Consider the following 26,648-nt stretch of genomic DNA (forward strand, 5'->3'; position numbering starts at 1 on the left):
CCTTGTGTGGAGGCGCAGCAACGACATCGTGAGCCTGTCGCTGAAACGTGAGCCGGCACATATGGTCGCCGATCGTACCGACGAAAGGATAAGGGTGAGTATGAGCATTGTCGCGAATAGTTCGGCGTTGATGCGGGACCTAACCGCGCGTAGCGCGACCGCGGTCCGTAGCTGGGCGCCCGGCGCCACGGTTGTCGGTATCGAACCACTCACGGGCGGGACATCGAGCCTGACCTACTTGGCCGAATTAACGGGTGCGCCAACTGGATACGAACGTGTCGTGCTGAAGGTGGCGCCGCCCGGTTTGGCACCGGTTCGCAACCGAGATGTGCTGCGCCAGGCACGGATCATGGAAGCACTGGCGGATCGACCAGGGGTGCGGGTGCCGAAGGTTCTGTTCCACGACGGGGGCGCACCGCCGACGGTCCCACCGTTCGTCGCCATGGACCGGGTGCCTGGTACCTGCGTCGAGCCGGTGCTCGTGCCGCGCGGCACGCTGCCCGCGAACCAGGTGCGGGCTCGTGCCTTGGACGCGGCCAGAATGCTCGCCGATCTGCATCGGGTGAACCCAGAGCACACCGCGCTCGCGACTGAGCCGGTGGTCACTCTCGGCGCTGAGATCGACCGCTGGACAAGGGCTTTCATCACTGTGACGGACGATCTGCGCACCGGATACGAAGCGGTCGCGGACCGCCTGCACGCCACCGTGCCCGCCGCCATGACACCGGTCTTCACCCATGGTGATTACCGACTCGGCAACACACTGTGCGAGGCCGACCACATCACCTCGATCATCGACTGGGAAATCTGGTCCCTCGGCGACCCCAGGATCGACGTGAGCTGGTTGACCTTCTTCACCGACGAGGCCGCACATCCGGCGTCGGTATCCGATGAGCCGACCGGCATGCCGGGCAAGGCCGAACTGGTCGACGCCTACCAGGAGGCGCGCGGCGCCGCCCTGCGGGACCTGCCGTGGTTCGAGGCGCTCACCAAATACAAGGAGTCCGCCGCGACCGCCTTGCTGATCAAACGCGGCCGCAAGTCCGGCCAGTGGAACGACATGCACCAACGCATGCTGCCCGCCCTCCCGCTGCTGCTGGACGAGGCGATGGAACTGCTGGGCCGATACCGCCGATCTAGACGGGGTGATACGGATCGGGCGCGCCGATAGCGCGAACGCGGTGAGGCGCACCCCCGGAACGTCGATGTCGGTCGCCGCGTTCACAATGCGGGTCGAGGGCCTCGAAATATCCTCGGCAACTGCGTATTCCGTGGCTTTCGCTACTGCGGCCGCCAGCGCCGCCGTCGCTCCGATCCTGTCGGCCATCCTGGTGGGCGTGCGACTTAGGCAGCGAAGACCGCTGTCGGTGCGGTGGATCCGTCGGTTACTTTCGGGCGTGCCGGTACTCCCGGCTGAACAATTCGCGCAGCGGGGTTTTGCGCAGGTCGCCCTGGTGGGTCCGGAGGTTGGTCCAGGCCGCCGTCTCGGCGAGATTCATCCGCTGATCGTGGACCTGTCGAGGAGGGCGAGTATCTCGTCGGTGGTGCCGGTTTCCGCGATCTTGGGAAACACCTTGCGCAGCACGTAGTCGTGATCTTCCTGATCCAGATCGGTCACCGCGTCGGTGGCGATCGTGACGTTGAAGCCGTACTCGTGCGCGCCACGCGCGGTCGATTCGACACCCATACTGGTGGCGATACCGGTAACCACGACCTGGGTGACGTCGTGCTCGCGCAGCCACGCCGCGAGCACGGGATCGTGGAACGCGCCCCAGACCCGTTTGATCACGGTGTGGTCACCCGGCCGCGGCCCCAACTCGGACAGCAGCGCGACGGCCTCGGCCGCCGAATTCGCGGCCGCCGAGCTGGACTGTCCGCCCGCCGCGCGAGCACGGCTCGCCTCGGTGCGGCCGGGCGCGACGCCGGCCGCCGTCACGATCACGACCGGGAGGTTGCGTTTCCGGAACGCGTCGGCCAGCCGGATCGACTGCTCGACAATCGACTTCGCGGAGCGCACGGTCGGCAGCGCTACCACCGCATCCTGGAGGTCGACGACGACCAGCGCGGTGTGCGCATCTATTTCGGTTAATGGCATGTGATCACCTTTCGGTCCGAGAGCAACGTTATTCTCTACCGGAAATATTAATTCCGTTGTCCGGCAGTCGGATCAGCCCTCAGTACAGCCCGCCGTCCACCCGGATCAGTGCGTCGGTGGTGTAGCTGGAGGCGTCGCTGGCGAGGTAAAGCGCGGTGCTGATGATCTCCTCCGGCTTACCCGGCCTGCCGAGCGCACTGCGGGTGGTGTGTCGTTTCTCCGCCGCCCAGGCCTTGGAGATATCGGTGAGGAACGGGCCCGCCGAGATGGTGTTGACCCGCACCTTCGGGCCGTACTCCTGGGCAAAGACAGTGGTCAGCACATTCAGGGCGGCCTTGGCTCCGGCGTAAGGGCCGAAGCGCGGTTGCGGCAGCAACGCGCCCGAGGAGGAGATATTGATGATCGAGCCGCCGTCGCCGTCGGCCATCCGCCGCCCGATCAGCGATGCGAGCCGGAACGGGCCCTTGAAATTGACCCCGATCACCTTGTCGAACAGCTCTTCACTGGTCTCCTCCGAGGACGGCGCCAGCGGCGACATACCGGCATTGTTGACCAGGATGTCGACCTTGCCGAACTCCTCGTACGCCGCGTCGGTGAGTCGGCCGAGATCGTCCCAGTGACCGACATGCGCCGCGAACGGCAGCGCGCGCCGCCCCAGCGCCCGGACCTCCTTGGCGGCCACCTCGCAGGCCTCGAGTTTGCGGCTGGTGATCACCACATCCGCGCCCGCGGTGGCGAAGGCGCGCACCATTTCCAGGCCGAGGCCGCGGCTGCCGCCGGTGACCAGCGCGACCTTGCCGGACAGGTCGAACAGCCCCGCCGTCATGCGTTCACCCCACCGCTCAGGCTGTCGTCATTAATGATGTGCGCGTAGCGCTTTCGCGCATCCTCGAGCTTCGGCGGAATGTGCTCGCTGGGGAACAGCCCCTCGGCGGGCCGGTACTTCTTCAGCATCTGCTTGGCGACAGTGGTGCGGTGCACCTCGGTCGGACCATCGGCGAGGGCGAGATTCGGGGCGGCCATCCACCACTTCGCCAGCGGCAGCTCGTTGGTGGTGCCGAGCGATCCGTGCAGATGCAGTGCGCGCTGGATGATGTCGTGCAGCACCTTGGCCATCGCCACCTTGCACATCGCGATCTGTGTGCGGGCTGCGCCGTGCGGCTGCGTGTCGATGATCCAGGCGGTGTTCAGCACCAGCAATCGGTACTGCTGCAGTTCGATCCAGGAGTCCGCGATGAACTGCTGTACGGCCTGCTTATCGGCGAGCAGGGTGCCCTGGGTGCGGCGCGACAGCGCTCGCTCGCACATCATGTCGAAGGCGCGGGTGCATTTGCCTACCGTGCGCATCGCGTGGTGGACGCGACCGCCACCGAGGCGGGCCTGGGCGACCTTGAAGCCCTCGCCGGGTGCGCCGAGCATGGCGTCGAGTGGAACGCGGACCTGGTGGTAGCGGATGTAGCCGTGGATGCCCTCATCGAGGGCGTCGCGTTCATCCATGGTTCCGACATTGCGCTTGATCTCGATGCCGGGCGTCTCGGCGGGCACGATCAGCATCGACATGCGGGCGTGTGGCGGCGCATCCGGATCGGTGACGGCCATGACGATGAGGAATGCCGCGTACCTGGCATTGGAGGAGAACCACTTCTCGCCGTCGATCACCCATTCATCCCCGTCACGCCAGGCGCGACACACGAACTCCTTCGGGTCGGCGCCCGCCTGCGGTTCGGTCATCGAGAAGGTGGAGACGATCTCGCCGTCGAGCAGCGGCTGTAGATAGCGGGTCTTCTGCTCCTCGGTACCGAACATGGCCAGGATCTCCGCATTACCGGTGTCCGGTGCGGCGGTGCCGAAAACCGTTGGCGCCCAATAGGATCGGCCGAGGATCTCGTTGAGGTAGGCGAGTTTGACCTGACCGTAGCCCGGCCCACCGAGTTCGGGGCCGAGGTGACAGGCCCACAGGCCCTGCGCCCGGACCTGCTCCTGCAGCGGCCGCAGGATCGCACGGGCCTTTTCATTACCGGTGTCGTACGGGTCGCCGCCGTGCGGGAACAGCAGGTCGAGCGGCTCGACCTCCTTGCGCACGAACTCCGCGGCCCAGTCCAGCTTGGCCTGGAACTCGGGTTCGATCGTGAAATCCAGCATCGGGTCCTCCGAAAGGGATCAGTGGGTCAGGTAGGTGCGGGCGGCCATGAGCAACGGCCGGATGCCGTGGCGCATCCGTTCCACCCGCTCGGTGACCTGGCCGCGGCGTACGGCGTTCTTGACCAGCAGCGCGGATGCGGCGGCCTGTTTGTAGCGGACCAAGGCGTCGAACCAGCCGAGGTCCGCGACCGGTGTGCCGCGCGCCGTCTCGTACGCGGCGAGCAGTTCGTCGGGTTCGAGCGTCGGTGCCGCGGGCGCGACGGCCGTGGGATGGGCGGGATCGGACATCAGTCGCAGCCACGCCAGGTCCAGGCGCGGATCGCCGACCGACCAGATTTCCCAATCGATCACAGCCCGGATTTCGGTCCCGACGCACTGCATATTGCCCAGCCGCCAGTCACCGTGCAGGAGTGCGGGCGGCAGCGGCTTCGGAACTGCCGTGGTGAGCAGTGTCCGGCACTCGACTTCGTCGAGCTCGGCATCTGGTTCGAGCACACAGGTGGCGAAGGCCCGCTGCCACCGCTCGACCTCGGTGTCGAGGGCGACCGCCGGTTCGTCGATGCCCAATTCGGCGGGGCCGACCGTATGCAGTGCCGCCAGCATGCTGGCCGCCGCCGCCGCCCGCGCACGCACCTCGTTCGGAGCGGGGCGACGTTCGAGCTCGAGATGGCGCGGTTCGTAACCCTCACCGTCCGCGAAGGACATGACGAACAGCGGCGGAACTTGCGGCGGTGCGCCGACATCGGAACCGAGCACCCGCGGCACGGCCACGGCGGGCACCGCGGCGAGGGCGGTGAGTGCGCGGGCTTGGCGCAGCACATCCCGGTTCCGGACCGGCTCGAGACCCGGCGGAGCGACCTTGACCACGACGCGAACTCGCTCATCGGTCACGGCCGAGTAGGTGAGGCTGGAAGTGCCACCGGTCAGCTGGGTCAGCTCGTGCAGTGGACGGCCGATCGCCGCGGCCGCACGGAGCGCGATATCGGCGGGATCGGCAATGCCGATCCGCGGTCCTACGACCTGTGACCCCTCGGCCATTCCAACTCCGTTCGACAGAACGCCATACCACCGTGCAAGAAAACGATTCTGGTGAATCGATGTTCGAACAGTACACTCTTTTATATGACGAGTCCACACGTCGGGGACGACCCCGTCGATGGCGAATCCCTGGTGGCCCGGGCGGTGCGGCGGCGAACGGGGGATCGCTACGCGATCGCACGGGATGAAGTGCGCCGCCTGCTCGACGCGGGCATGGAGCTGATGCGCGACGATCCGGACGGAAATCCGCGAATCGTCGAGATCGTCCGCCGGGCAAGGGTTTCCAATGACGCCTTCTATCGGGCATTCCGGAGCAAGGACGATCTCATGGCCGCGATCGCCGACGACGGAGCCCGGCGGTTGCTCGGTCATATCCGTCGCCGATGTGCTCGCTATACCGACCCCGTCGATCAGGTCAGGGCCTGTATACAGGTGGTTTTCAAGCAGGCGGCCGACCGGGAGGTGGCCGCGACGACACGGGCGGTGCTGCGCAATACGTCCCGCGACGGGCGATCGGCCTTCGGTGGTGTCGAGCTGCGTCGCCGGATCGCCGAACTGCTCGCGGTGCCGTTGGCGGCGGGCGGGAGCCCGGATCCGGACCGTGACGCCATGGTCGCCGCATGTGCGATCTTCGCCGTGATGGAGCAGTTCCTGTGGACCGAGCGGGTGCCGACGGCCCTGGATGTGGAGCATCTCGTGGCCTGGATCGTGCCATCGAAGCCCAGGGCGGCCGATGCGGTCTGAGGCCGCACAACCTTGTGGTGTCGGTTGAATAGCGGATACTCTTCTTGAATTACCGACGCTAAGAGGAGCTGGTTCGATGCACAAACCGATGCAGGGCGTGCGCGTACTCGAGGTCGCGCAGTTCACCTTCGTCCCGGCGGCGGGTGCGGTGCTCGCGGACTGGGGCGCCGACGTGATCAAGATCGAGCACGCGGAACGGGGCGATGCCCAGCGCGGACTGGTCAGGGTGCTCGGCTACGAGGCGAACAGCGCCGGATCGTCGTTCTTCCCGATCATGGAGGGCCCGAACCGGGGCAAACGCAGTGTCGGTCTCGCACTGGAGAAACCGTCCGCACGCCGGGTGCTAGAGGAGTTGATCCGCAGCAGCGATGTATTCCTGACGAATTTCCTGCCGCAGGCGCGAGCCAAATTGCGGATCGACCTCGAGGACGTGCGCGCGATCAACCCGGACATCATCTACGTGCGAGGCAGCGGCTTCGGTGTGCGCGGCGAGGAGGCGACCAAGGGCGGCTACGACAGCACGGCATTCTGGGCGCGCGGCGGCAGCGCCGCCGGGGTGACCCCGCCCGACGCCGACCGTATGACGCGGATGCCCGCGGGCGCCTACGGCGATTCGATCGGCGGCATGACCATTGCCGGTGGTATCGCGGCCGCCCTTTACTCGCGGAAGATGACGGGGGAACCGTCGGTCGTTGACGTCTCACTGCTCGGCGTCGGCGCCTGGGCGACGCAGTTCACGGTCAATCTCGCATTGATGAATGGTGGTCCGCTGCCGGTGAATACGCCGCCGCGGCACGGTTCGGCCACGAACCCGCTCATCGGGGCGTACCGCACTTCAGATCAGCGGTGGCTCGAATTGTCGATGCTGCAACCCGGCCGCTACTGGCCCGAGTTCTGCAGGCTGGCCGGTCGCGCGGAATTGGCCGCCGATGAACGCTTCGACAGCACCGAGAAGCTGATGGCCAATGCGGCGCGGGCCGCCGAGCTCGTCGCCGAGATCATCGCGGCGCGTCCCTTCGACGAGTGGGTCGAGATCCTCGGCAGTGGGGAGGGGCAATGGGCGGCGGTGCAGAACGCGTGGGAGGTCGGTCGGGATCCGTCGCTGCGTGCCAACGATTTGATCGTCCCGGTGGTCGATGCCGACGGCGTCGACCGTGAACTGGTCGCCAACCCGGTCCAGTTCGACGAAACGCCGGTAACCCTCACGCGGGCACCGCAATTCGCCGAACATACCGACGAAATCCTGCTCGGGCTCGGTCTCAGCGAGGAGGAGCTGATCGCGCTGAAGATCGACGGCGCGGTCACCTGACCGGGAGGCATGCCGAAGGGAATGTGTCCTCGTCGGAAGCTGAATGTCCATCCCATGGGATAGCGCCTCGACTGGCGCTGGCAGTCAAATAGGCTGCTAATTGCGAGTTGTTTCAGCGCACGACGAGGAAGAATTCGTCAACAGAAGGCAAAAGAGGTTACGAAATAAGGGCTGGCCGGTATATTGGACCAGCACGACGAGTCGAGGCATGCCGGGTCGCGGCATGCGCGTGACGTACTACGAGGCCGCGATGCGGCATGGGTGCGGCCGTAACGCCCACCGGCCCGCGGGGACGCGAATACAGCAGCCCGGTGCGGCGGCCTTCCAGAGAGGATCAGCGATGAGCACTGCGCTCGAGCCCGAGGGCACCTACGACGGTGTCCCCGCGTATCACTTCGACAACCGGCTCGGCGGTCCGGTCCTGAGTCATCAGCGGCGATGGGATGAAATCGCCCGCACCCATTCCGGATTCCGCAGCACCATCGCGCGCGGGTACTGGGTCGTCACGGAAGGTCGGGCGGTGCAGGAGGCGCTGCAGGACTGGCGCACCTTCTCGAACACCTCGGTGACCGCACTCGAGCCGAATCCCAGGTTCCTCTGGATTCCGGAGATGCTGGATCCGCCCGTGCACACGAAATGGCGGCGACTGCTCGGCAACGACTTTTCCCCGAAGACCATCGCCGCCCGTGAGGCGGAGATCCGGCAGGTCGCGATCGAGCTGATCGATCAGCTGAAGGACGGCGGCAGTGCCGATGTCCTCGACGAATTCGCCCGCCGGTTCCCGACCATTATCTTCATGCGGCTGGTCGGCCTGCCCGAGGCGGATCTGCCCATCTTCCTGGACTGGGTGCACGACATGCTGCACCTGACCTACGACGAGGATCCAGAAGGGTCCCGACAACTTGCCGCGATGCGGGCCGTTTCGGATTACTTCGACGAGCAGATCGCACTGCGGCGCGAGGCCCCGCGTGACGATCTGCTCTCGCGGGCAATGAATTACCAGATCGATGGCGAGCCGATCAGCGATGCGGATATGCACGCGTTCTGCATTCTGCTGTTCCAGGCGGGCTTCGATACGGTCCCGATCTCCATCGGCTGGGCCCTCTATCACTTCGCCACCCATCCCGAGCAGCGCGAGGCGATCATCGCCGACCCGTCGCTGATCGCGACGAGCGTAGAGGAGATCCTGCGCGTCTACTCGTTCGTGGTGCCCGCCCGGAAAGCGATGCGCGACACCGAGATCGGTGGCTGCCCGGTCAAGGCAGGCGAGATGGTGATGCTGCCGCTGGCGGTCACCAATCGCGATCCCGAGCGGTTCGAGAATCCGCTGGAGGTGGATCTGCACCGCACCGCGACCAATCACATCGCATTCGGATCCGGCCCGCACCGTTGCCTGGGTTCGCATCTGGCGCGCCTGGAGCTGAATGTGGCGGTCGAGGAGTGGCACAAGCGGATTCCGGAATATCGGATCGTGCCCGGACAGGAGCTGTCGCAGCACGGCAACATGTACGGCATCCAGTCACTGCGCTTGGAGTGGTGATCGCCGTGACGGATTCCCCTGTGACACAAATACTCCGCGCCGCGGATCTCTATCACACCGGGATAGTGGTGCCGGATATCGAGGAATGGAAAGTGCGGATGACCGAGCTCGCGGGCTACCGGTGGACCGCGGCGCAAACCGCCGAAGTGCCGGTCCGGCTGGCCGACGGCGAGCGGGTGATGCAGCTGAGCTTCACCTATTCGCTCGACGCTCCGCACATCGAACTGGTGCAGGAGATTCCCGGGACACCGTGGACGGCGGCGCCGCCGCACGTCGCGACGCACCATCTCGGCTACTTCTGCGACGACGTCGCGACCACATCGAAGCGGCTCGAGGCGGCGGGATTCGCCTTGGAGGCCTGCGCGGTGGTCGACGGCGAGCCGTCGATCTTCGCCTACCACCTGGCGCCTTCTGGTGTGCGGCTCGAGATCGTCGACCGGTCGCGGATGCCGGACTTCGATGTCTATCTGCGCTCGAAGTTGCCGCGGTGATGGCCTTTTCGTTCACGGCGGAGCAGGAAGAACTCCGCGCTACCGTGCGCCGTTTCCTGGCGGACAAATCCCCGAGTGCGGCGGTGCGGCACTGGATGGAAACCGAACCGGGCCACGATCTCGCGCTGTGGAAGCAGATGGCCGAGCAACTCGGCCTGCACGGCCTGGCATTGCCGGAGGAGTACGGCGGATCGGGCGGCGGTCCGGTCGAATTGGGCATCGTGCTCGAGGAGATGGGGCGGGCGCTGCTACCCTCGCCATATTTCTCGACGGTCGCACTAGCGGGCCAGGCGCTTTCCACCTGCGATGACGAGTCGGCCAAGGCGCGCTGGCTGCCCGCAGTCGCCGACGGCTCGCTGACCGCGACACTGGCGCTGGCCGAGGAGAGCGGCTCGTGGCGGCTGGCGGATGTCACCACCATGGCGACGCGGGCGGGGGAGGCCTGGACGCTGTCCGGCACCAAAATGTTCGTCGTCGACGGCGACAAAGCCGATCTGCTGCTCGTCGTGGCGGGCGGTGAGGCCGGACTCGGACTGTTCGCCGTGGACGCAACCGCGGCCGGGGTCACCAGAACCCGGTTGGAGACGCTGGATCCGACCCGCCGACTGGCCAAGATCGACCTGAACAACGCTGTGGCGCAACGGATCAGCCCGCCCACGGATGCCCCGGCGTATCTGCGCCGCGTTCTCGACCTCGCGGTCGTCGCGCTGGCCGCCGAGCAGGTCGGTGTGGCGCAGGCATGTCTGGACGCCGCGGTCGAATACGCCAAGATCCGGGTTCAGTTCGACCGGCCGATCGGCTCGTTCCAGGCCATCAAGCACAAGTGTGCGGACATGCTGCTCGAGGTCGAGGCGGCACGCTCGGCCGCCTACCATGCCGCCACTGTGGCGGCCGCCGGTTCGACCGAGCTGTCGACGGCCGCGGCATTGGCGGCGGCGTACTGCTCGCAGATCGGTACCCATGCCGCCAAGGAGAACATCCAGATCCACGGTGGCATCGGATACACCTGGGAGCATGACGCGCACCTGTATCTGAAGCGCGCGAAGTCCTCCGAGCAGCTGTTCGGCGGCCCGGCTTCGCATCGGGCGCGGCTGGCCGACCTCGTCGGAATCTAGCGGCCGGGCCGGGAGATGTCGATGGCGCTGGCCCGGCCCGTAATCCGCACGCGGCCATGGCTTTCCGACGACTGCGTGCGGACGTCGCCATGATCCTGTCAGGCGCAGCATCACGCCTGGAATGCAACGGCGGGTTGGCGGGCCAGGCCCCATACACGCGGACGTGGCAGTGGCAGTACGGTGCCGCCGAGATCCATGGTCTTCGTTCAGAACGGTTTCCTGACACCGCGCGTGGACCGACTGCGGCAGCGGCCGGGCCAGGAGATGTCGACGGCGCTGGCTCGGCCCCGAATCCGCACTCTGCCAAGGCTTTCCGGCGACTCGCGTGCGGAGGTCTCGGTGGTCCTGTCAGGCGCAGCATCACGCCTGGAATGCAGCGTCGGGGTGGCGGGCCAGGCCGCGTACACGCGGACATGGCGGCACCGTGTCGCCGAGATCCATGGTCTTGGTTCAGAACGGTTTCCTGACACCGCGTGGACCGACTGTGGCAGCGGCCAGGCCCGCGGGCGTCACCCGGTCGGCCGCGCGTAACCGACGGTCGCTGTCTCCCCAGTTCGAGCTGCTGGCGCCGACCGCGCTGGGGTATCGGGTGGAGCGGCGGTGTCGCGGTGTAGCCGCTGCAAGTGATCCGTGTAGTGCCGCCGGGATCCGCTCGGCCGCTGTAGCGATGTCGGCGCGGGTGTGGGATCCGTTGATTCCGCAAACGGTTGGGGTAACGGTGCCCTGAAATGAGTCGGCTGAGCCAAAGTAGGCATTAGGTCCGCCGCTCTCTTTACTGGTGCCGCGGTCCGGTTCGCGCGCTGGAATCAGGTGGCAGATTGGAAATCTGGTGCGGAAATCTGCACCTTCATGCCACGGATGTGATCTATCAGGCTTCTCGGGTGTCTGTTCGAATGAATAAATCAGTGTACTCTTATTCGAGTGGTGAGCTCGTGGACTCGATCTCCGCGCAAGACGGAGTGGTCCGAGCAACGGCCCGATGCGGCGCTATCGCGCGGAGTCGAACACCTCGACCGACGTTCTCGCCGAGCAGGTGCTCGGCCTTCCGAAAGGCTGATCACATGGGAATTCGCGACCGACTGTCCCTGTTGCTGGCCGAGGCGCCCGCCGATGCCGAGGCGATCGAGCACGAGGAGCGCTGGTGGACCTGGGGCATGGTCCAGCAGACCGCGCGGACCGTCGATGCTGCGCTCGATGCCGCTGGCCTGCGCGCCGACGCGCGCGTCGGCGTTGTGTTGGAGAACCGTCCCGAACATGTCGCGGTCGTCGCCGCGGTGATCGCCTCCGGGCGCTGCGTGGTGATGCTCAGCCCGCTGCAGCCTGCCGCCCGGCTCGCGGCCGATATCGCCCGCTGCGAGCTTCCGATCGTTATCGCCGGGTCCGAGGCGCTCGCGCGTGCGGGCGTACTCGCCGCGGTGACCGCGCACGGTCTCGCCATGGAACTCGGCACCGATGGTGCGCTGCGTCCGGCGGGTGGTGCCACCGCCCCTGACGCCGCGACCAATCCGGGCGTCGCCGTCGAAATGCTCACCTCCGGCACGACCGGTCCGCCGAAGCGGGTGCACCTACGCGTCGGACAGCTCGACCACGCCCTCGTTTCGGGTGGACAAACGCCGAAGCCTGGTCGGCTGCTGACACGATCGGCGGCACTCGTATCCGCGCCGCTGGTGCATATCGGCGGGCTGTGGCGGGCATTGGCCTGTCTGGCCACCGGGCGTCGCATGATCCTGATGTCCAAATTCGCCTTGGAGCCGTGGCTGCGTGCGGTGGAACGCCACCAGCTGCGTGCGGTGAGTTTGGTGCCCGCGGCCCTGCGCACCGTGCTAGAGGCCGATGTGCCGAAGCAGCGGTTGGCGAGCCTGCAGGTGGTTACCTCCGGCACCGCGCCCTGTCCGCCCGAACTCGCCGACGCGTTCTTTCAGAAATACGGTCTGCGCGTCCTGATGACCTACGGCGCAACCGAATTCGCCGGTGCCGTCGCCGGGTGGACACTGCCGATGCACGAGCAGTGGTGGGACCGCAAGGTCGGCAGTACCGGGCGCGCCTTGGACGGCGTCGAGCTGCGCGTGACCGACGAGAACGGCATCGAACTGCCGACCGGGAAGACCGGACGGCTCGAGGTCCGAACCGAGCAGACCGCACAGGGCGCCGCGGTGTGGGTGCGCACCAGTGATCTGGCCCGAATCGACGAGGACGGGTTCCTGTGGATCGAGGGCCGCGCCGATGACGCCATTATTCGCGGCGGCTTCAAGGTGCAGCCGGAGACGGTCCAACGCGTACTGGAAGCGCACGACGCGGTGCGGGAGGCGGCGGTGGCCGGACTGCCGGATGCGCGACTCGGCGCGGTGCCGGTGGCGGCCGTCGAGATCGAACCCGGACGCACGCCGCCCGCGGTCGCCGAACTCGTCGCGCTCTGCCGTACTCAGCTGATGCCCTATGAGGTGCCCGCGCACATCGTCGTGCTCGACGAATTGCCGCGTACACCGTCGAGCAAGGTGAGTCGCGTGGAACTGCTGGATATCGTGCGAGCCCGACTCGCCGAACGCACGACGGCCTGACCGTAAGGATCGAGGAGGATCTGTGACGAGCACCGAGGACAAGTCCGCCGAGCAGTTCGGCGTGCTGACCGACCAGGCGATCGAGCGGTCCCGCCGCCGCCTCGGCATACCGAATCCGCAGCGCAATCCGCCGCACAACTACCAGGTGACCTGGGATGGTGTGCGCCACTTCGCATTCGGCTACGGCGACGACAATCCGCTGTACTGCGACCCGGAATACGCGCAACGCACCCGCTGGGGTTCGCTCATCGCGCCACCCACCTTCCTGTACACGATGGGCGAAGATGCCGCACCGAAGCCGGACGCCGAGACCAAGGCACTGCTGAAGGGCGACCCCTTCGCCGGACTGGGCTCCTATCAGGCCGTAATGGAATTCGAGTGGTGGCAGCCGCTGCGCCTCGGTGACCGCAGCAGGGTCCTACAGACACAGGTGGGCGTGCAGCCCAAGCGCAGCAGCTTCGGTGGCCGCACCGCGCACGTCACCCAGGATTACCTGTACACCAACGGATCCGGTGAGATGCACGCCGTGCGGCGCGGTACCTGGATCAATGCCGAGCGGCACACCTCGAGTAAGCGGGCCAAAGAGAAAATGGAGCAAACCCCCTATACGCCAGCGCAACTCGCCGAAATCGACGCGGCGTACGCCGCCGAGACCAGGCGCGGCACCGAACCGCGCTACTGGGAGGACGTGGCGGTCGGCGAGGTGCTGCAACCCAAGGTGAAGGGGCCGCTGACCACCACCGATGTGGTCGTCTGGCATCTGGGCTGGGGTATGCAGCTCACCCCACCGGGCGCATTCAAGATCGCCGCCAATATCCGGCGCAAGGCACCGGGGCTGTACCCGGCCAACGGGTTGAACATTCCGGATACCGTGCAGCGGCTGCATTGGGAGCCCGCGCGGGCACAGGAGCTCGGCCTTCCGAATTCCTATGACTACGGCGGCATGCGCGAGACCTGGCTGTGTCACCTGCTCACCGACTGGATCGGCGACGACGGCTGGCTGTGGAAGCTGCGCTGCGAACACCGCAAATTCAACTACATCGGCGACACCACCTGGGTGCGCGGCACCGTCGTCGACAAGCGACAGGCCGACGGGCGCAACGAGATTCACCTCGAGGTGCGCTGCGAGAACCAGCGAGGTGAGATCACCACCCCCGGCACCGCCGTAGTGCTGCTCCCGACACGAGATCACCCCGTCGAACTCCCCACGCCCCCCGCCCCTGATCTGGACGGCATGGTGTCCCACGAACTGGCCCGGTTCAGCGTCACCGGCTGACCGCCCCCCGGCGACCGGGACGCGCTGCCGCAGATCTACTGACGACCGCACACAGTGAAACACGATATAGCTTGTGCGAGGCCGTCAGCGGCTATACGGCAGCGCTCCCGATCGCCGAAGCACCCAGTGGCACGGACGAGTTCGGTGCCATGCCGCGCATGTTCTGGCGTGACGCGCGCGAGTTTGCCCGGCGAGATCGTGCGCGGCGCGCGAATCCGTGCGCTGCACCATCACATCACGCCGAGTTGGCGGCCTGACAGCGCCGTGTGGCAGGGAGGGTCAGTGCCACCAGGGGGCGAGGGCGTCGAGGTGGCGGCGCATGCGGTGCCGGGCGATTCCGGCATCGCCCTGCACGATCGCGTCGAGGATGAGTTGGTGTACGTGTTCGACTTCCGCAGCGGCGGTGTCGCCGGGGAGAGGCTGATCGTGTCCGGCCGCATGGCGGCGGAAAAGCTCGGTGATGATCGACAGGAACAGCGAAAGCACCGGATTCCCAGCCAAATCGGCCAATTCGGTGTGGAAGAGGTCGGCCTTGCGCGGGTCGTCGGCGGGACCGTCGGTCGGCCACCGGACCGCTGCCGAAAGACGTTGCGCCACTTCGTTGTCGCCGTCGGCGTGGCGCGCGGTCACCCGGGCGAGGGTGCCGAGTTCGATGGCATTGCGGACGATTCGCAGATCGTCTGCGGTGACGCCCTCGTATTCCAGGAACAGCGCCATCGTGTCGATACTGGCTTGCGGTTCGGGTTCGGTGACGACCAGTCCACCGCCCGGCCCGCGGCGCATCTGGGCGACCGCGTGGTATTCGAGCAGTCGGACGGCCTCGCGCAGCACCGCACGGCTGATCTCGTAGCGGGCGAGCATATCGGTCTCCGAGCCGAGCACCATGCCGACCTGCCAGCCGCGCGCGGCGATATCGTCATGAATCCTGGCGGCGACCACCTCGGCCAGCTTTGCCCTTGGCCCCTCGACCATTTCGGGTTCGATCACATTGCCCGCGACCCGCTGGCCACGACGCACCCGATGCTTTTCGATCCAGGCGGCCACCGACTCCAGGTGTGCGGTCAGATCCGTCTGGGCTCGCGCGCCGTCGCCATCGATGACGGCCTCGATGATGGCCCGATGCGCGATACGTGAAGTCTCTTTGGAGCTCAGTATCTCGGCCTTCGAGAGCCGGCGTGAGGTATGCGCATATCGTGCGGTGAGGCGGGTCAGTACATCGATGAACAAATGCAGCACCGGATTTCCGGACAATGCACCGAGCATCGGATGCAACGGATCCTGCGACTGAACCTCAGGCGCCTCGGCGTGGCGGAGTTCGTGTTCGAGTGCCGTGCGCAGGGTATCGATTCCGTCCTCGGTGATCCGCTCCGCGGCAAGACCTGCCGCGATCGGTTCCAGCAGCAGCCGGGCCTGCAGCAGATCCGACACGCTGGTGCCGATGTATTCGAGGTAGATCACCATGGCTCGTGTCGCCGGCCCGGCATCGGGAGCGCAGACGAACAGGCCCCCATTGGGGCCGCGCCGCATCTTGGCGACCTGATGATGTTCGACCAGCCGCACCGCCTCGCGCAGCACCGCTCGGCTGACCCCGAAGCGTTCGCGCAGGTCCACCTCGGATCCCAGGGATTCGCCGACCGGCCAACCGCGGCGCATGACATCCGCCTCGATACGACGGGCGATCTGGGCCGCGAGTTTGCCGACCGGTGCGCCGGTCTCGACGGTGGTGAGGTCGGAGTCCTGCTCGCTGTCGGCGGGCTCGACGTCGACGGCAGTCACTATGGGCCAACTCCTCAATGCGGATTTTGCGGATCCTCAGTCTACTGGCCGGTTGGCCAAAAGCGTGTGCGACGTGCGGGGGGAAGTGGTGAATGACGGGATTAGGGCCACTGTTTGTCACTCACTCACCGGATCAAGCGCCCAGCATCTGCAATCCACCGCTGACCGCGATCAACTGGCCGGTCATATAGCGTGACCCCGGTCCGGCCAGGAACACCATAACGGGCCCGAGGTCGGCGTACGGATCACCGAGTTCACCGCGCAGTGGGATGGTCTCGCGCAGGCGTTCGGCGAGCGCGGCCGAACCCGCGGGGCCGAGATGCTCCCGAAGCCGTTCGGTGCCCGGCGTCTCGACCGCAGGTGCGAGTGCGTTCACCGTGACATCGAACTTTCCCCATGCCGCCGCCGCGGACCGGGTCCATGCCTGCACACCGGCCTTGGCCGCCGCATAGTGCGGCGCGAGCGGATTTCCGCGAATCGCTTCGCCCGAACCGAGATTGATGATTCGACCGCCCGTGTCGCGCATGCGCTCGAACGCCGCCTGATTGGTGAGGATTGTGGTCCGAAGGTTGGCGTCCAGCACGAAATCGAACTCGTCCTCGGTCAGCGTCTCCGGCGTGCTGGCCTGCCAGAGGCCCGCCGCGCTCAGCAGGATATCGAGTCCGCCGAGGATCGCGGTGGCCGATTCGAAGGCGGCGGCGACGGAAGCGCGGTCGCGCGCATCGCAGGACAACCAGTCGCAGCGCCCCTTCAACTCATCCGGCGGGGGTGTCTGATGGAAGAGGCCGACGACATCGGCGCCGGCATCGAGGAACGCGGCAACGGCCGCGGCGCCGATTCCGGTGGCCGCACCGGTCACCACGGCGCGGCGGCCGGTGAGCGGGCGGTCCGCCGCTACCTGCTCCTCCTCGGAGGTCGTGCGCATCGCAGATCCTTTCGTTAAAAAGGAGTATACTCTTTTTACTGTGTGATCAAGGTGTATCGCGGAGAATGCCGCGAATCCCTGGTCGAACCGTGGGTTAGAGTGGCCCCATCGTGGGGCGTGTGGCGCGACGATGAGGAGTAGATAGCGATGCAGCTGGAGTCCACGCCGGAACTCGAAGCGTTCCGCAAGAAGGTGCGGGCATTCGTCGCCGAGCACGCGCCCGGAATCAAGACCCACACCGGTGTGCGCGCGCCCGAGCCCGAACTCATGCCCGCGATCCGTGAGTGGACCGCGAAGCTGTTCGAGGCGGGCTTCCTCGGCATCAACTGGCCCGCCGAATACGGCGGTCGGCCCGACGCGCATCCGCTCGAACCGTTCATCGTCGTCGAAGAGATCACCCGGGCCCGCACCTGGCAGCCCATCGGCGCGGCCGCGCTCGCGTCGGCCGCGGTGATCGAATTCGGCACCGACGAGCAGCAGGCGCGCTTTCTACCCCGCATCCGCACCTGCGAAGACGTGTGGTGCCAGCTGTTCAGTGAGCCGGGTGCAGGCAGTGATCTGGCGGCATTGCAGACGCGCGCACGGCTCGAGGGCGAAGGCGACGATGCGGTATTCGTTATCGACGGTCAGAAGGTCTGGACCACCAACGGGCAGCACGCGGATATGGGATATCTGCTCGCGCGCACCGACCGCGATGCGCCGAAACACAAGGGCATCACCGCATTTGCGCTCGATATGCGCAGCCCGGGCGTCGACATCCGGCCGCTGCGCGAGATCACCGGAACCACCGACTTCAACGAGGTATTCCTCGACGGTGTCCGGATTCCGGTCGCGAATGTGATCGGCCGGGTGGACGACGGCTGGCGGGTGGCGATGAGCAGCCTCGGACACGAGCGTTCCGGCGTGGCCGCGCGCGGAGTGGAGTTGTTCGCCGCGCTCGACGATCTGTTGCGACTGGCCGGAGCGACCTCGGTCGGCGGCAGGCCCGCACTCGAGGATTCGGCCACGCGGCAGGCGATCGGTGAGCTCGCCACGCGGGTCTACGTCAACGCGGCGATGGTCGGCCTCGCCCAGTCTCGAATGCTGCACCACACCGAGCAGCCCGCCGACGCCCCGATCGGCAAGATCTTCTTCAGCGAACTCAATTACGACTTGATCGAATTCGGGATGCGGCTGCAAGGCGCCGACGGGCTGCTGACCGAGGATGACCCGGATGCGGTGGCGGCGGGCTGGTGGCAGGACGCTCACCTGTATTCGCGCGCCTACACAATCGCCGGTGGTGCGAACGAGATCCTGCGCACACAGGTCGCGGAGCGGGGACTCGGTTTACCCAGGGAATCCCGGTGATGACGTTCGTCGTACTGCGCACGGATGGGTCGCGACCGGGTGCGCGGCCGCCCGCTATTCAGGGCGGGCGGCCGGAACGTGTGGCGTCAGAACGAGTAAGGGCCGAACCGGCCCCACGCGATCACCGCGGCGAGTACGAAAAGCACCACGCTGGGCGCGATTTCGGCCCATTCGCTGCGGCGCGCGTGCGTCAGGGCGGCGCCGATCATGATGATCGCGACGCCGACCGCGGCGATCGGGGTGAGTGCCGGGAGGATCCCGGTGAGCGCGGGCAGCACGAGGCCGAGTCCGCCCACCACCTCGACCGCGCCGACCGCCTTCACCTGCTGGTCGGTGAAGCTCTCGACCCAGGACATTTTGGCGGCGAGTTTTTCGCGCGGCTGGGCGAGTTTCCCGGCGCCGGCGGCCACCAAGACCACGGCCAACAGGCCCTGCAGGATCCAGAGGAAGACGTTCATCGAGAACTCCTAGTCAATCGCTCGACCGGAGGGCGGTGAGCGGGCGAACGCGAACAGATTCGAAAGCGGACTTTACCCCGCTTTCATTCCCGGCGGTAACTTGGAACTCGTGGAACCGACCGCGCTACACCTGGGCCCGCCGCGTAACGAACGCGGCGATGCCGCACGTAATCGACGACATCTGCTGGATGTGGCGCGCCAGTTGGTCGATGAACTCGGCGTCGAAAAAGTCACGATGGATGGATTGGCCGAACGTGCCGGACTCGGCAAGGGCACGGTATTCCGTCGATTCCGGACCAAGGCGGGCATCTTCCACGCCCTGATGGACGGGGACGAAAAAGCCTTCCAGCAATCGGTACTGTCGGGCCCACCACCACTGGGCCCCGGCGCCGACCCGATCCAGCGATTGATCGCCTACGGCCGAGCCCGCCTGGACTTCCTGTTCGACCATATCGCGATCGCCCGCGCATCCCTGGACGCCAATCAGCCGATCCCGGTCGGAGCGGCCACCATCTCCCAATTCCACGTCCGCATGCTGCTGAACCAGGCGCGCGTGGACATTCCGGACACTGATGTCCTCGCCATTCAGTTGACCGCGGCCTTGGAAGCGCCCGTCCTGCTCTACCTGCATGCCACGACCGCGGCCGATGCCGCCCACGCGCGAAAGCAATTGGCTGATGGTTGGGAGCGACTGGTCGAACGAATCGTCACCCCGAACCAGATGGACGCCAGGGTGATTCGATAGCCGGATTCCCGGCGATCCTTGATGCAAAGTGTCAATTAAGGATACTCTAATTTCGCGGGTGGCGAGCCACGCGGTGCTAACGCTCTACGAAACCACTGCACCGCAGGTAATTCCGGTCGGACTTCGCCGCACCGGTGACGAAACTACTGTCGCACGGTATCGACTGCCCGGTCCAGGTGACCACGCTGGATCAAGGGTGCGGCAAAGCTGAACCGGGACAACGGAATCGAACTATCAGGAGCGAGCGATGCAGCTCACAACACTGGCGGCGGAGCTGGCGGATAAGCCCGCGATCATCATGGGCGGTTCGGGTGAGACACTGACCTTCCGCGAGCTCGAAGCCAGGTCGAACCAGATCGTGCGAATGCTGCGGGCGCGGGGGTTGCGCACGGGCGACCACATCGCCTTGTTGTTCGACAACACGATCGACGTGTTCCCGATCGTGTTCGCCGCCCAGCGGTCGGGGCTGTTCTACACGCCGGTGAATTGGCATCTGTCCGAGTCCGAGGCGATCTACATCGTCGAGAACTGCGAAGCCCGCATTCTGTTGTCCGCGCGCGCCCTGGAGGATACGGCCGCGGCAATCGGCCGTGCCCTGCCCGGCCTCGAGCGGATCGTCACTGGCGACGGTTCCCGGGTGGAAAGCCTCGACCACGCGATCGCGGGCTGTTCGACCGATCCGATCGAGGACGAGTCCGAGGGCTACTACATGTTGTACTCGTCCGGCACAACCGGCCGACCGAAGGGGATCCTGCCCGAGATCTCCGGGCTGCCGTTCGGCGCGGGCCTGCCGATCGACCATCGGATGGCCGCCGCCTTCGGCTTCGACCGCGACACCGTCTATCTCAGTCCCGGCCCGCTCTATCACGCCGCACCGCTTGCCTGGACCATCGGCACGATCCGCAACGGCGGAACAGCGGTGGTGATGGAGAAATTCGACGCCGAGCACGCATTGCGGTTGATCGAACGTCATGGCGTGACCCACGGCCAGTTCGTGCCGACCATGTTCGTGCGCATGCTCAAACTCCCCGAAGCGGTGCGGGCGCGCTACGACGTATCCGGACTGCGCGCCGTCGTGCACTCTGCCGCCCAATGCCCAGTTGAAGTGAAAGAGCAGATGATCGAGTGGTTCGGTCCGAAGCTGGTGGAGTTCTACGGCGGCACCGAGGGCACCGGATTCTGCATGATCGACACCCCGGCATGGTTGACCCACAAGGGCTCGATCGGCAAACCGCTGCGCGGTGTCCCGCACATCTGCGACGACGAAGGCAATGAGCTGAAGCCGGGCGAGATCGGAACCATCTGGTTCGGCGACGCCGGGCAATTCTCCTACCACCGCGACCCGCACAAGACGGCGAGCGCATACAACGCCAAAGGCTGGAACACCCTCGGCGACCTCGGATATGTGGATGAGGAGGGCTACCTCTACCTGTCCGGTCGACGCACAGATCTGATCCTCTCCGGCGGAGTCAATATCTACCCCCGAGAGATCGAGGACACCCTGACCCTGCATCCCGCAGTCGACGACGTAGCCGTAATCGGCATCCCCGACCCAGAATTCGGCCAACGCGTCCACGCCGTCGTCCAGCCCGCCGACCGCGCTACCCCAGGCCCGGAGCTAGCGGCCGCCCTGATCGACTACTGCCGCGACCATCTCGGCCACTACAAATGCCCGAAATCGGTCTCCTTCGAACTCGTCCCCCGCCTGCCCAGCGGCAAGATCCTGCGCCGCGAACTTATGAAGGCATACGAGGACTAGGCCAGGCCCTAGCCTCGACGCTGTTCGAGCGCGGTGGTGATCAGCGTGCGGGCGTGTTCGCCGTAGACGGCTTGTGCGGCAAAGGATCGTGGTTCGGCAGATGGATATCGACGCGGTGATCGTGCCCAGTGCCGACCATTTCGGCGGGACGGTGCCGGAGGAGTTGGTGAAAGTGCGCGACGTGATCACGACTTCGCCCGAAAACACTTACGCGCGTTGGGCGATCCCGTCACCGTCGCTGCCTGTGGGCGGCATGTGATGCCCGGGCGGCAACGACATTGGGCAGGAGGTGATCAACGATGGTGGCACAAATAGGTGACCAGGGTCCGATGGCAACAACCACGACAACTGGAACCAGGACCCTCGCGGGGGCCGCGGCGACGCCGTAATCCACCGGTGGTGCCGCCAATTACGCCCGCTTCAAAAGCATTGCTCCGGAAGGGACGCCGCCTCCAGCGGTAACTACCGCGACTCCAGCGTCTTCGACCTGACGGCCGCTGGCGTCGCCGCGCAGTTGCAGCATGGCCTCGCGGACGAAGCCGTAGCCGTGGAGACGTCCGGCTGAGAGTTGTCCGCCGTGGGGGTTGAGGGGGAGGGGGCCGTCGAGGGCGATGGTCTTGCCGCCTGCGATGAAATCGGTTGCCTCGCCGGGGCCGCAGAAGCCGAGGCCCTCGATCCAGGACAGCGCGTTGAAGGTGAAGCCGTCGTAGAGGAGGGCGACGTCTACGTCGACGGGGGTCAGGTCGGTGCGGGTCCAGAGGTGGGCCGACGGGCCGCGGGACTGTGGGGTGTGGGTCAGGGTGTCCTGGTCCCAGCTGAGCCGCTCCAGGATCGCGGTGCCGACGGCCTCGACCAGCACCGGTGGGTGCGGGCGGTCGTCGGCGGTTTCGATCGCCGAGACCACGACCGCGATCGCGCCGTCGCACGGCACATCGCAGTCGTAGAGCCCGAAGGGCGTGGTCACCATGCGGGCATTGAAGTAGTCGTCGATGGTGAGCGGGTCGCGGTAGAGGGCCTCCGGGTTGCGGACCGCGCCCGCGCGTGCGGTGACCGCGATGGCGCCGAGCGCGTCGCGTCCGACAGCGTATCGGTGCATGTAGTGCGAGGCGTTGCAGCCGATCCACTGCGCCGCCGACATGGCCCCGAATGGGGCCCGGAACTCCATCATCCCGCTCGCGCGTCCGCCGTCGGGATGCCATTCACCCGACCGCAGCAGCGCACTGTGCGAGGACTCCCAAACCGTGCGGAAGCACAGCACATGCCGACACAGCCCGGCCGCGACCGCGAGCATGGCGGCGGTGATGGAGCCGATCTGCCCCGGCACCTCGCGCGCGCCGTTGACCCAGGTCGGAGTCAATTGCAATGCCTCGGTCAGGGCAGTGATTCCGCCTTCGCTCATCCCGCCGGGGACCGCTCCCGGATAGGTGGACAGTCCATCGATCTCGCTCAGGTCGAGCCCGGCGTCCGCCACTGCGGCCAGGCAAGCGTCGACGGTCAGCGAGATCGGGTCGACCATGAGCCGTCGACCCACTTGTGATTGCCCGACTCCGGTGAGTGCGACCTTGTCCTCGTACTTACGTGTGGAAGCCATGGGCCGCAGCGCATTTCGGACCTCGCGCGGCTCGGGCAGCGGCCCGAGCCCTTCGGTCGCTTCGGTTTCCGGGTCCGGCTCGAACAGCGGAAGGTACAGATCATCGACCGGTTCGAAACGCACGCGCACGCGCATGCCGATATGCACTTCGGTCGGCTCGCATCCGACGATATTGGTGGTCAGCCGCGCCCGATCGTCCTCGACGAGCGCGACCACCGCAACCACATAGGGCGGCGGGAACTTCGGCAACCACGTCTGATGGTTCACGCTGAACCCGACGACCACGGCTTTCCCGGAAGTCGGCGCGAGCGACACCGCGCGGCCGCGGCAGGACAGGCACACCGGCATCGGCGGATGGAAGAACCGCCCGCAGTCGGCGCAGTGCGAAATCCTGAGCACGCCGTCGGCACCGGATCGCCAGAACTCGGCGCTCGCGAGTGTCGGTTGCGGAAGCGGGCGATCCGGGGCGGACGTCATGATGTCGGATTCCTCGAATTTCAGTGCAGCAGTTCGATAATGGTCGCGTTGGCGGTGCCGCCGCCCTCGCACATGGTCTGCAATCCGTACCGCAGGTTCTCGCGCCGCAGCTGAGCCAGCAGCCGCGTCATCAGAATGGCACCCGAACCGCCGAGCGGGTGGCCGACGCCGATCGCGCCGCCGAGCGGATTGAGCTTTTCGGCATCGGCGCCGGTTTCGGCGAGCCAGGCCAGTGGCACCGGCGCGAACGCCTCGTTGACCTCGAACGCACCGATATCGTCGATGGACAGTCCGGCCTTGCGCAGCACCTTCTCGGTCGCCGGGATCGGTCCGGTCAGCATCAGGATCGGGTCGGCGCCGCTGACCGCGCCGGAGTGGTAACGCGCGATCGGGGTGAGCCCCAATTCGCGGGCCTTTTCGGAGGTCGTGATGAGCAGCGCGGCCGCACCGTCGGCGATCTGGGATGAATTGCCCGCGTGGATCACGCCGTCGGGCTTGAACGATGGCTTCAGCCCGGCCAGCTTCTCCGCCGTGGTGCCCCGGCGCAGTCCTTCGTCCACGGTGAATTTGGTGCCGTCGACCTCGATCGGCACGATGTGGTCGTCGAACACACCGTCGTCGATCGCCGCGGCCGCCTTGGCATGCGATTGCGCAGCGAACTCGTCGAGCTGGGTTCGGGTGAAGCCCCACCGTTCGACCATCAACTCGGCGCCGATGCCCTGGTTGAAGTCGAAGTTGTCATAGCGGGCCAGCACCGCGGGACCGTAAGGCTGTCCGGTGGTCCGGTGCGAGCCGAGCGGAACCCGGGTCATCGTCTCCACACCACCGGCGACCACGAGGTCGTACTGCCCGGCCATGACGGCGTGCGCCGCGGAGTCGATGGCCTGCTGGCTGGAACCACAGGCCCGGTTGATCGTCACACCGGGCACGTGTTCCGGCCACCCGGCCGCGAGTACCGCGAACCGCCCGATATTGCTCGACTGGTCACCGATCTGGGTAACACAGCCCCAGACCACATCGTCCACGATGGCAGGATCGATTCCGGTGCGCTCCACCAGCGCATTGAGTACCTTCGCGGACAGATCGGCCGCGTGCACCGGCCCGAGGGTGCCGTTGCGTTTACCGATCGGGGTGCGGACCGCATCGACGATGACGGCGTCTCTCATGGTGGACCTCCTCAGTCCTGTGGGTCGGCACGGTGGCGACCCGGTGTGGTGTTGGTTGCCTGCCTGGCGGCACCGCTGTGGACGAGCTCGTCGCCGCTGCCGATGCCCCAATCCTGGAATACCGCGCGGGTGTCGGCGCCGATGGTCGGTGCGGTAGCGCCTGGTCGCGCCGGGGTGGCCGAAAACCGCGGCGCCGCAGCGGGTTGGACCACACCGTCTCGAGTGATCACACTCCCGCGCGCGGCCAGATGCGGATGTGCTGCTGCCTCGGTGAGACCGAGTACGGGCGCGACGCAGGCGTCGGTCCCTTCGAACAACTGGGCCCATTCGTCGCGGGTGCGTTCGGCGAATCGTTCGGCCAACATACTTCGCAGCTTCGGCCAGGTCGACCGGTCGTGCTGTTGTGCTGGATCGACATCGAGGTCGAGCAGTTCGATCAGCTGCCGGTAGAACTTCGCCTCCAGCGCACCGACCGCCATGTGCCGACCGTCTTTGGTCTCGTAGACGGAATAGAATGGCCAACCACCGTCGAGTTGGTTGACCCCGCGCTCGTCGGTCCACGCGCCGCGCGCGAGTTTGGCGAAGGTGCTCGCGAGCAGATGCGCGGTGCCATCCACGATCGCCGCATCGACGACTTGGCCGCGGCCGGTCCGCTCGACGGCATACAGCGCGGCGAGCACCCCGATAACCAGATAGCAACCGCCGCCTCCGAAATCGCCGACCAGATTGAGTGGGATCTGCGGTGGTCCGCCCGCTGATCCGATCGCACTAAGCGCGCCCGTGAGGGCGATATACCCGATATCGTGCCCGGCCGCGGCGGCCAGCGGGCCGTCCTGGCCCCATCCGGTCATCCGGCCGTACACCAGCCGGGGATTGCGAGCCAGGCATTCGTGCGGCCCGATACCGAGACGCTCGGTGACGCCGGGACGAAATCCTTCGATCAGGACGTCGGCACGTTCGATCAGGTCGAGCAGCGCGGCCGGACCCGACGGATGCTTGAGATCGAGTACCACAGAACGCTTCCCGCGATCGGTCACATTGGTCGGGCCGCTCGCGTCCCGCTCATCGGCGCGTTCCGGTCGATCCACCCGGACGACCTCGGCACCGAGATCGGCGAGGAACATGCCAGCGAAGGGGCCGGGACCGATGCCGCCGAGCTCGACCACCCGGCACCCCGCCAGCGGTCCGCCGGTCATCAGCGACCTTTCCAGATCGGTGCCCTCTTTTCGGCGAAGGCGGTGGCGCCTTCTACGGCATCGGCAGAGGAGAACACCGGCTGCGCGATCGCGACCTGTGCGGCCCAGCCCTCCTCCAGCGTCCAGTCGGCGCTGGAACGGGCGATCTGCTTGGTCGCCGCGACGGCCAAAGGTCCATTCGCCGTGATCGTTTCGGCGAGCGCCAGCGCACCCTCCAGCGCGGCGCCCTCCTCGGTGAGCCGATTGACCAGGCCGATCTCGGCCGCTCGCTCGGCGCCGATCGGATCACCGGTCAGCAGCAACTCCAATGCGATCGCGAACGGCACTCGCCGGGGCAGCAGCAAGGCGGCGCCGCCACGGGCGACCAGCGACCGCTTCACCTCGGGCACGCCCACCCGCGCGGTGCGGGCCGCGACCACGAGATCGCAGGCCAGTAGCAGTTCGAAGCCACCGGCCACGGCCCAACCCTCGACCGCCGCGATCAGCGGTTTGCGCGGCGGCGTCATCGTGATCCCGCACAGGCCGCGGCCTTCGATCGCGGGACTCTCACCGCGCAGCCACGCCTTCAAATCCATTCCGGACGAGAAAGTTCCTCCGGCGCCGGTGAGCACGCCTGCCCATAGCTCGTCGGACTGGTCGAGCTCATCGACTGCGGCCGCCACCCCGGCCGCGACCCCGGCGTTGAGCGCGTTCTTCGCCGCCGGGCGATTAATCGTTATGACCTGGACCGCGCCCCGGCGCTCCACAAGCACTTCGTCCGACACATCTTCTCCTTCGCGCACTGGCCGTCGATCGGCGCCGCTCTCGGGCCCGTCGATTCAGAACAGTATACTTAATTTGGCTAATTTTCCGAATGAATGCGTATACTGAATTCGTCGCGGCGGCCCTTGGCGGCCATGG

23 protein-coding genes are annotated in these 26,648 nt (G+C 66.6%); 12 read left to right on the top strand and 11 right to left on the bottom strand.

What is annotated here, in order from left to right; translation table 11 throughout:
* The first annotated feature begins 100 nt into the window (after positions 1 to 100).
* Positions 101 to 1,171 (top strand): phosphotransferase family protein, encoded by a 1,071-nt coding sequence (locus ACIBI6_RS25945; protein ID WP_364342528.1) that lies wholly within the window; start codon positions 101 to 103, stop codon positions 1,169 to 1,171.
* Positions 1,172 to 1,495: 324 nt separating this feature from the next.
* Here the strand turns inward: ACIBI6_RS25945 and ACIBI6_RS25950 are convergent, their stop codons facing one another.
* The 4 genes from ACIBI6_RS25950 to ACIBI6_RS25965 form a co-directional block, all read right to left on the bottom strand.
* A complete protein-coding gene (locus tag ACIBI6_RS25950; RefSeq protein WP_364342525.1) occupies positions 1,496 to 2,095 on the bottom strand; it encodes a cysteine hydrolase in 600 nt (199 codons plus the stop codon).
* Between the two features lie 79 nt (positions 2,096 to 2,174).
* On the bottom strand, positions 2,175 to 2,921 hold the full coding sequence (locus tag ACIBI6_RS25955) for a glucose 1-dehydrogenase (protein WP_364342522.1): 747 nt from the start codon (positions 2,919 to 2,921) through the stop codon (positions 2,175 to 2,177).
* Positions 2,918 to 4,237, bottom strand: a complete 1,320-nt coding sequence (locus tag ACIBI6_RS25960; protein WP_364342519.1) for an acyl-CoA dehydrogenase family protein — start codon at positions 4,235 to 4,237, stop codon at positions 2,918 to 2,920. The genes ACIBI6_RS25955 and ACIBI6_RS25960 overlap by 4 nt, the downstream gene beginning before the upstream one ends.
* 18 nt (positions 4,238 to 4,255) lie before the next feature.
* On the bottom strand, positions 4,256 to 5,275 hold the full coding sequence (locus ACIBI6_RS25965) for a phosphotransferase family protein (protein WP_364342516.1): 1,020 nt from the start codon (positions 5,273 to 5,275) through the stop codon (positions 4,256 to 4,258).
* An 84-nt stretch (positions 5,276 to 5,359) separates the two neighbouring features.
* On the opposite strand from ACIBI6_RS25965, the gene ACIBI6_RS25970 reads away from it, so the two are divergent.
* From ACIBI6_RS25970 to ACIBI6_RS26000, 7 genes are all read left to right on the top strand, one after another.
* On the top strand, positions 5,360 to 6,019 hold the full coding sequence (locus ACIBI6_RS25970; protein WP_396958164.1) for a TetR/AcrR family transcriptional regulator: 660 nt from the start codon (positions 5,360 to 5,362) through the stop codon (positions 6,017 to 6,019).
* Positions 6,020 to 6,095: 76 nt separating this feature from the next.
* Positions 6,096 to 7,328: a CaiB/BaiF CoA transferase family protein gene (locus tag ACIBI6_RS25975; RefSeq protein ID WP_396958165.1), complete on the top strand. Its 1,233-nt coding sequence runs from the start codon at positions 6,096 to 6,098 to the stop codon at positions 7,326 to 7,328.
* A 340-nt stretch (positions 7,329 to 7,668) separates the two neighbouring features.
* The gene (locus tag ACIBI6_RS25980; RefSeq protein ID WP_364342507.1) at positions 7,669 to 8,868 is read left to right on the top strand and encodes a cytochrome P450; all 1,200 of its coding nucleotides are present in this window, start codon (positions 7,669 to 7,671) and stop codon (positions 8,866 to 8,868) included.
* A gap of 20 nt (positions 8,869 to 8,888) precedes the next feature.
* Positions 8,889 to 9,359: a VOC family protein gene (locus ACIBI6_RS25985; RefSeq protein WP_396958166.1), complete on the top strand. Its 471-nt coding sequence runs from the start codon at positions 8,889 to 8,891 to the stop codon at positions 9,357 to 9,359.
* Positions 9,359 to 10,474 carry an acyl-CoA dehydrogenase family protein gene (locus ACIBI6_RS25990; RefSeq protein WP_396958167.1) on the top strand — a complete coding sequence of 372 codons (1,116 nt, stop codon included), beginning with the start codon at positions 9,359 to 9,361 and terminating at the stop codon, positions 10,472 to 10,474. Before ACIBI6_RS25985 ends, ACIBI6_RS25990 begins: the two co-directional genes overlap by 1 nt.
* A gap of 1,061 nt (positions 10,475 to 11,535) precedes the next feature.
* Positions 11,536 to 13,032 carry an AMP-binding protein gene (locus ACIBI6_RS25995; protein ID WP_364342498.1) on the top strand — a complete coding sequence of 499 codons (1,497 nt, stop codon included), beginning with the start codon at positions 11,536 to 11,538 and terminating at the stop codon, positions 13,030 to 13,032.
* A 22-nt stretch (positions 13,033 to 13,054) separates the two neighbouring features.
* The gene (locus tag ACIBI6_RS26000) at positions 13,055 to 14,308 is read left to right on the top strand and encodes a MaoC family dehydratase N-terminal domain-containing protein (RefSeq protein WP_364342495.1); all 1,254 of its coding nucleotides are present in this window, start codon (positions 13,055 to 13,057) and stop codon (positions 14,306 to 14,308) included.
* Positions 14,309 to 14,587: 279 nt separating this feature from the next.
* Here the strand turns inward: ACIBI6_RS26000 and ACIBI6_RS26005 are convergent, their stop codons facing one another.
* Both ACIBI6_RS26005 and ACIBI6_RS26010 read right to left on the bottom strand, forming a co-directional pair.
* Positions 14,588 to 15,988, bottom strand: a complete 1,401-nt coding sequence (locus tag ACIBI6_RS26005; protein WP_364343081.1) for an FCD domain-containing protein — start codon at positions 15,986 to 15,988, stop codon at positions 14,588 to 14,590.
* 229 nt (positions 15,989 to 16,217) lie between these two features.
* Positions 16,218 to 17,009: an SDR family NAD(P)-dependent oxidoreductase gene (locus tag ACIBI6_RS26010; protein ID WP_396958168.1), complete on the bottom strand. Its 792-nt coding sequence runs from the start codon at positions 17,007 to 17,009 to the stop codon at positions 16,218 to 16,220.
* Positions 17,010 to 17,156: 147 nt separating this feature from the next.
* Between ACIBI6_RS26010 and ACIBI6_RS26015 the strand changes: the two genes are divergently transcribed.
* Positions 17,157 to 18,356, top strand: coding sequence for an acyl-CoA dehydrogenase family protein (locus ACIBI6_RS26015; RefSeq protein ID WP_396958169.1), 1,200 nt, complete (start codon positions 17,157 to 17,159; stop codon positions 18,354 to 18,356).
* 86 nt (positions 18,357 to 18,442) lie between these two features.
* Here ACIBI6_RS26015 and ACIBI6_RS26020 read toward each other — a convergent pair whose 3' ends face one another.
* Positions 18,443 to 18,814 carry a DoxX family protein gene (locus ACIBI6_RS26020; protein ID WP_396958170.1) on the bottom strand — a complete coding sequence of 124 codons (372 nt, stop codon included), beginning with the start codon at positions 18,812 to 18,814 and terminating at the stop codon, positions 18,443 to 18,445.
* A gap of 109 nt (positions 18,815 to 18,923) precedes the next feature.
* On the opposite strand from ACIBI6_RS26020, the gene ACIBI6_RS26025 reads away from it, so the two are divergent.
* The 3 genes from ACIBI6_RS26025 (at position 18,924) to ACIBI6_RS26035 (ending at position 21,577) form a co-directional block, all read left to right on the top strand.
* On the top strand, positions 18,924 to 19,559 hold the full coding sequence (locus ACIBI6_RS26025; RefSeq protein ID WP_396958171.1) for a TetR/AcrR family transcriptional regulator: 636 nt from the start codon (positions 18,924 to 18,926) through the stop codon (positions 19,557 to 19,559).
* A gap of 247 nt (positions 19,560 to 19,806) precedes the next feature.
* The gene (locus ACIBI6_RS26030; protein WP_396958172.1) at positions 19,807 to 21,318 is read left to right on the top strand and encodes an acyl-CoA synthetase; all 1,512 of its coding nucleotides are present in this window, start codon (positions 19,807 to 19,809) and stop codon (positions 21,316 to 21,318) included.
* Positions 21,319 to 21,418: 100 nt separating this feature from the next.
* Positions 21,419 to 21,577 (top strand): hypothetical protein, encoded by a 159-nt coding sequence (locus ACIBI6_RS26035; RefSeq protein ID WP_396958173.1) that lies wholly within the window; start codon positions 21,419 to 21,421, stop codon positions 21,575 to 21,577.
* Positions 21,578 to 21,727: 150 nt separating this feature from the next.
* On the opposite strand, the gene ACIBI6_RS26040 is transcribed toward ACIBI6_RS26035, so the two are convergent.
* Genes ACIBI6_RS26040 through ACIBI6_RS26055 form a run of 4 tightly spaced genes read right to left on the bottom strand, consistent with a single transcriptional unit; the run spans position 21,728 to position 26,512 of the window.
* A complete protein-coding gene (locus tag ACIBI6_RS26040) occupies positions 21,728 to 23,386 on the bottom strand; it encodes a thiolase C-terminal domain-containing protein (protein ID WP_396958174.1) in 1,659 nt (552 codons plus the stop codon).
* A gap of 20 nt (positions 23,387 to 23,406) precedes the next feature.
* Complete coding sequence (locus ACIBI6_RS26045; RefSeq protein ID WP_396958175.1) at positions 23,407 to 24,552, bottom strand: thiolase family protein; 1,146 nt, start codon at positions 24,550 to 24,552, stop codon at positions 23,407 to 23,409.
* Between the two features lie 11 nt (positions 24,553 to 24,563).
* Positions 24,564 to 25,748: a CaiB/BaiF CoA transferase family protein gene (locus ACIBI6_RS26050; protein WP_396958176.1), complete on the bottom strand. Its 1,185-nt coding sequence runs from the start codon at positions 25,746 to 25,748 to the stop codon at positions 24,564 to 24,566.
* Complete coding sequence (locus ACIBI6_RS26055; protein WP_396958177.1) at positions 25,748 to 26,512, bottom strand: crotonase/enoyl-CoA hydratase family protein; 765 nt, start codon at positions 26,510 to 26,512, stop codon at positions 25,748 to 25,750. Before ACIBI6_RS26055 ends, ACIBI6_RS26050 begins: the two co-directional genes overlap by 1 nt.
* Positions 26,513 to 26,648: the final 136 nt, after the last annotated feature.

Origin of the sequence: Nocardia sp. NPDC050412 (assembly GCF_044458825.1) — a bacterium.
Lineage (GTDB): Bacteria > Actinomycetota > Actinomycetes > Mycobacteriales > Mycobacteriaceae > Nocardia.

What these genes read in the sequence shown, in the direction of transcription:
- ACIBI6_RS26040 (WP_396958174.1), bottom strand. Translation starts at nt 23,386, where the DNA reads ATGACGTCCGCCCCGGATCGCCCGCTTCCGCAACCGACACTCGCGAGC.
- ACIBI6_RS25950 (WP_364342525.1), bottom strand. Translation starts at nt 2,095, where the DNA reads ATGCCATTAACCGAAATAGATGCGCACACCGCGCTGGTCGTCGTCGAC.
- ACIBI6_RS25990 (WP_396958167.1), top strand. Translation starts at nt 9,359, where the DNA reads ATGGCCTTTTCGTTCACGGCGGAGCAGGAAGAACTCCGCGCTACCGTG.
- ACIBI6_RS26010 (WP_396958168.1), bottom strand. Translation starts at nt 17,009, where the DNA reads ATGCGCACGACCTCCGAGGAGGAGCAGGTAGCGGCGGACCGCCCGCTC.
- ACIBI6_RS25965 (WP_364342516.1), bottom strand. Translation starts at nt 5,275, where the DNA reads ATGGCCGAGGGGTCACAGGTCGTAGGACCGCGGATCGGCATTGCCGAT.
- ACIBI6_RS25975 (WP_396958165.1), top strand. Translation starts at nt 6,096, where the DNA reads ATGCACAAACCGATGCAGGGCGTGCGCGTACTCGAGGTCGCGCAGTTC.
- ACIBI6_RS26020 (WP_396958170.1), bottom strand. Translation starts at nt 18,814, where the DNA reads ATGAACGTCTTCCTCTGGATCCTGCAGGGCCTGTTGGCCGTGGTCTTG.
- ACIBI6_RS25945 (WP_364342528.1), top strand. Translation starts at nt 101, where the DNA reads ATGAGCATTGTCGCGAATAGTTCGGCGTTGATGCGGGACCTAACCGCG.
- ACIBI6_RS26015 (WP_396958169.1), top strand. Translation starts at nt 17,157, where the DNA reads ATGCAGCTGGAGTCCACGCCGGAACTCGAAGCGTTCCGCAAGAAGGTG.
- ACIBI6_RS25960 (WP_364342519.1), bottom strand. Translation starts at nt 4,237, where the DNA reads ATGCTGGATTTCACGATCGAACCCGAGTTCCAGGCCAAGCTGGACTGG.
- ACIBI6_RS26045 (WP_396958175.1), bottom strand. Translation starts at nt 24,552, where the DNA reads ATGAGAGACGCCGTCATCGTCGATGCGGTCCGCACCCCGATCGGTAAA.
- ACIBI6_RS25995 (WP_364342498.1), top strand. Translation starts at nt 11,536, where the DNA reads ATGGGAATTCGCGACCGACTGTCCCTGTTGCTGGCCGAGGCGCCCGCC.
- ACIBI6_RS26035 (WP_396958173.1), top strand. Translation starts at nt 21,419, where the DNA reads ATGGATATCGACGCGGTGATCGTGCCCAGTGCCGACCATTTCGGCGGG.
- ACIBI6_RS25970 (WP_396958164.1), top strand. Translation starts at nt 5,360, where the DNA reads ATGACGAGTCCACACGTCGGGGACGACCCCGTCGATGGCGAATCCCTG.
- ACIBI6_RS26030 (WP_396958172.1), top strand. Translation starts at nt 19,807, where the DNA reads ATGCAGCTCACAACACTGGCGGCGGAGCTGGCGGATAAGCCCGCGATC.
- ACIBI6_RS26050 (WP_396958176.1), bottom strand. Translation starts at nt 25,748, where the DNA reads ATGACCGGCGGACCGCTGGCGGGGTGCCGGGTGGTCGAGCTCGGCGGC.
- ACIBI6_RS25955 (WP_364342522.1), bottom strand. Translation starts at nt 2,921, where the DNA reads ATGACGGCGGGGCTGTTCGACCTGTCCGGCAAGGTCGCGCTGGTCACC.
- ACIBI6_RS25980 (WP_364342507.1), top strand. Translation starts at nt 7,669, where the DNA reads ATGAGCACTGCGCTCGAGCCCGAGGGCACCTACGACGGTGTCCCCGCG.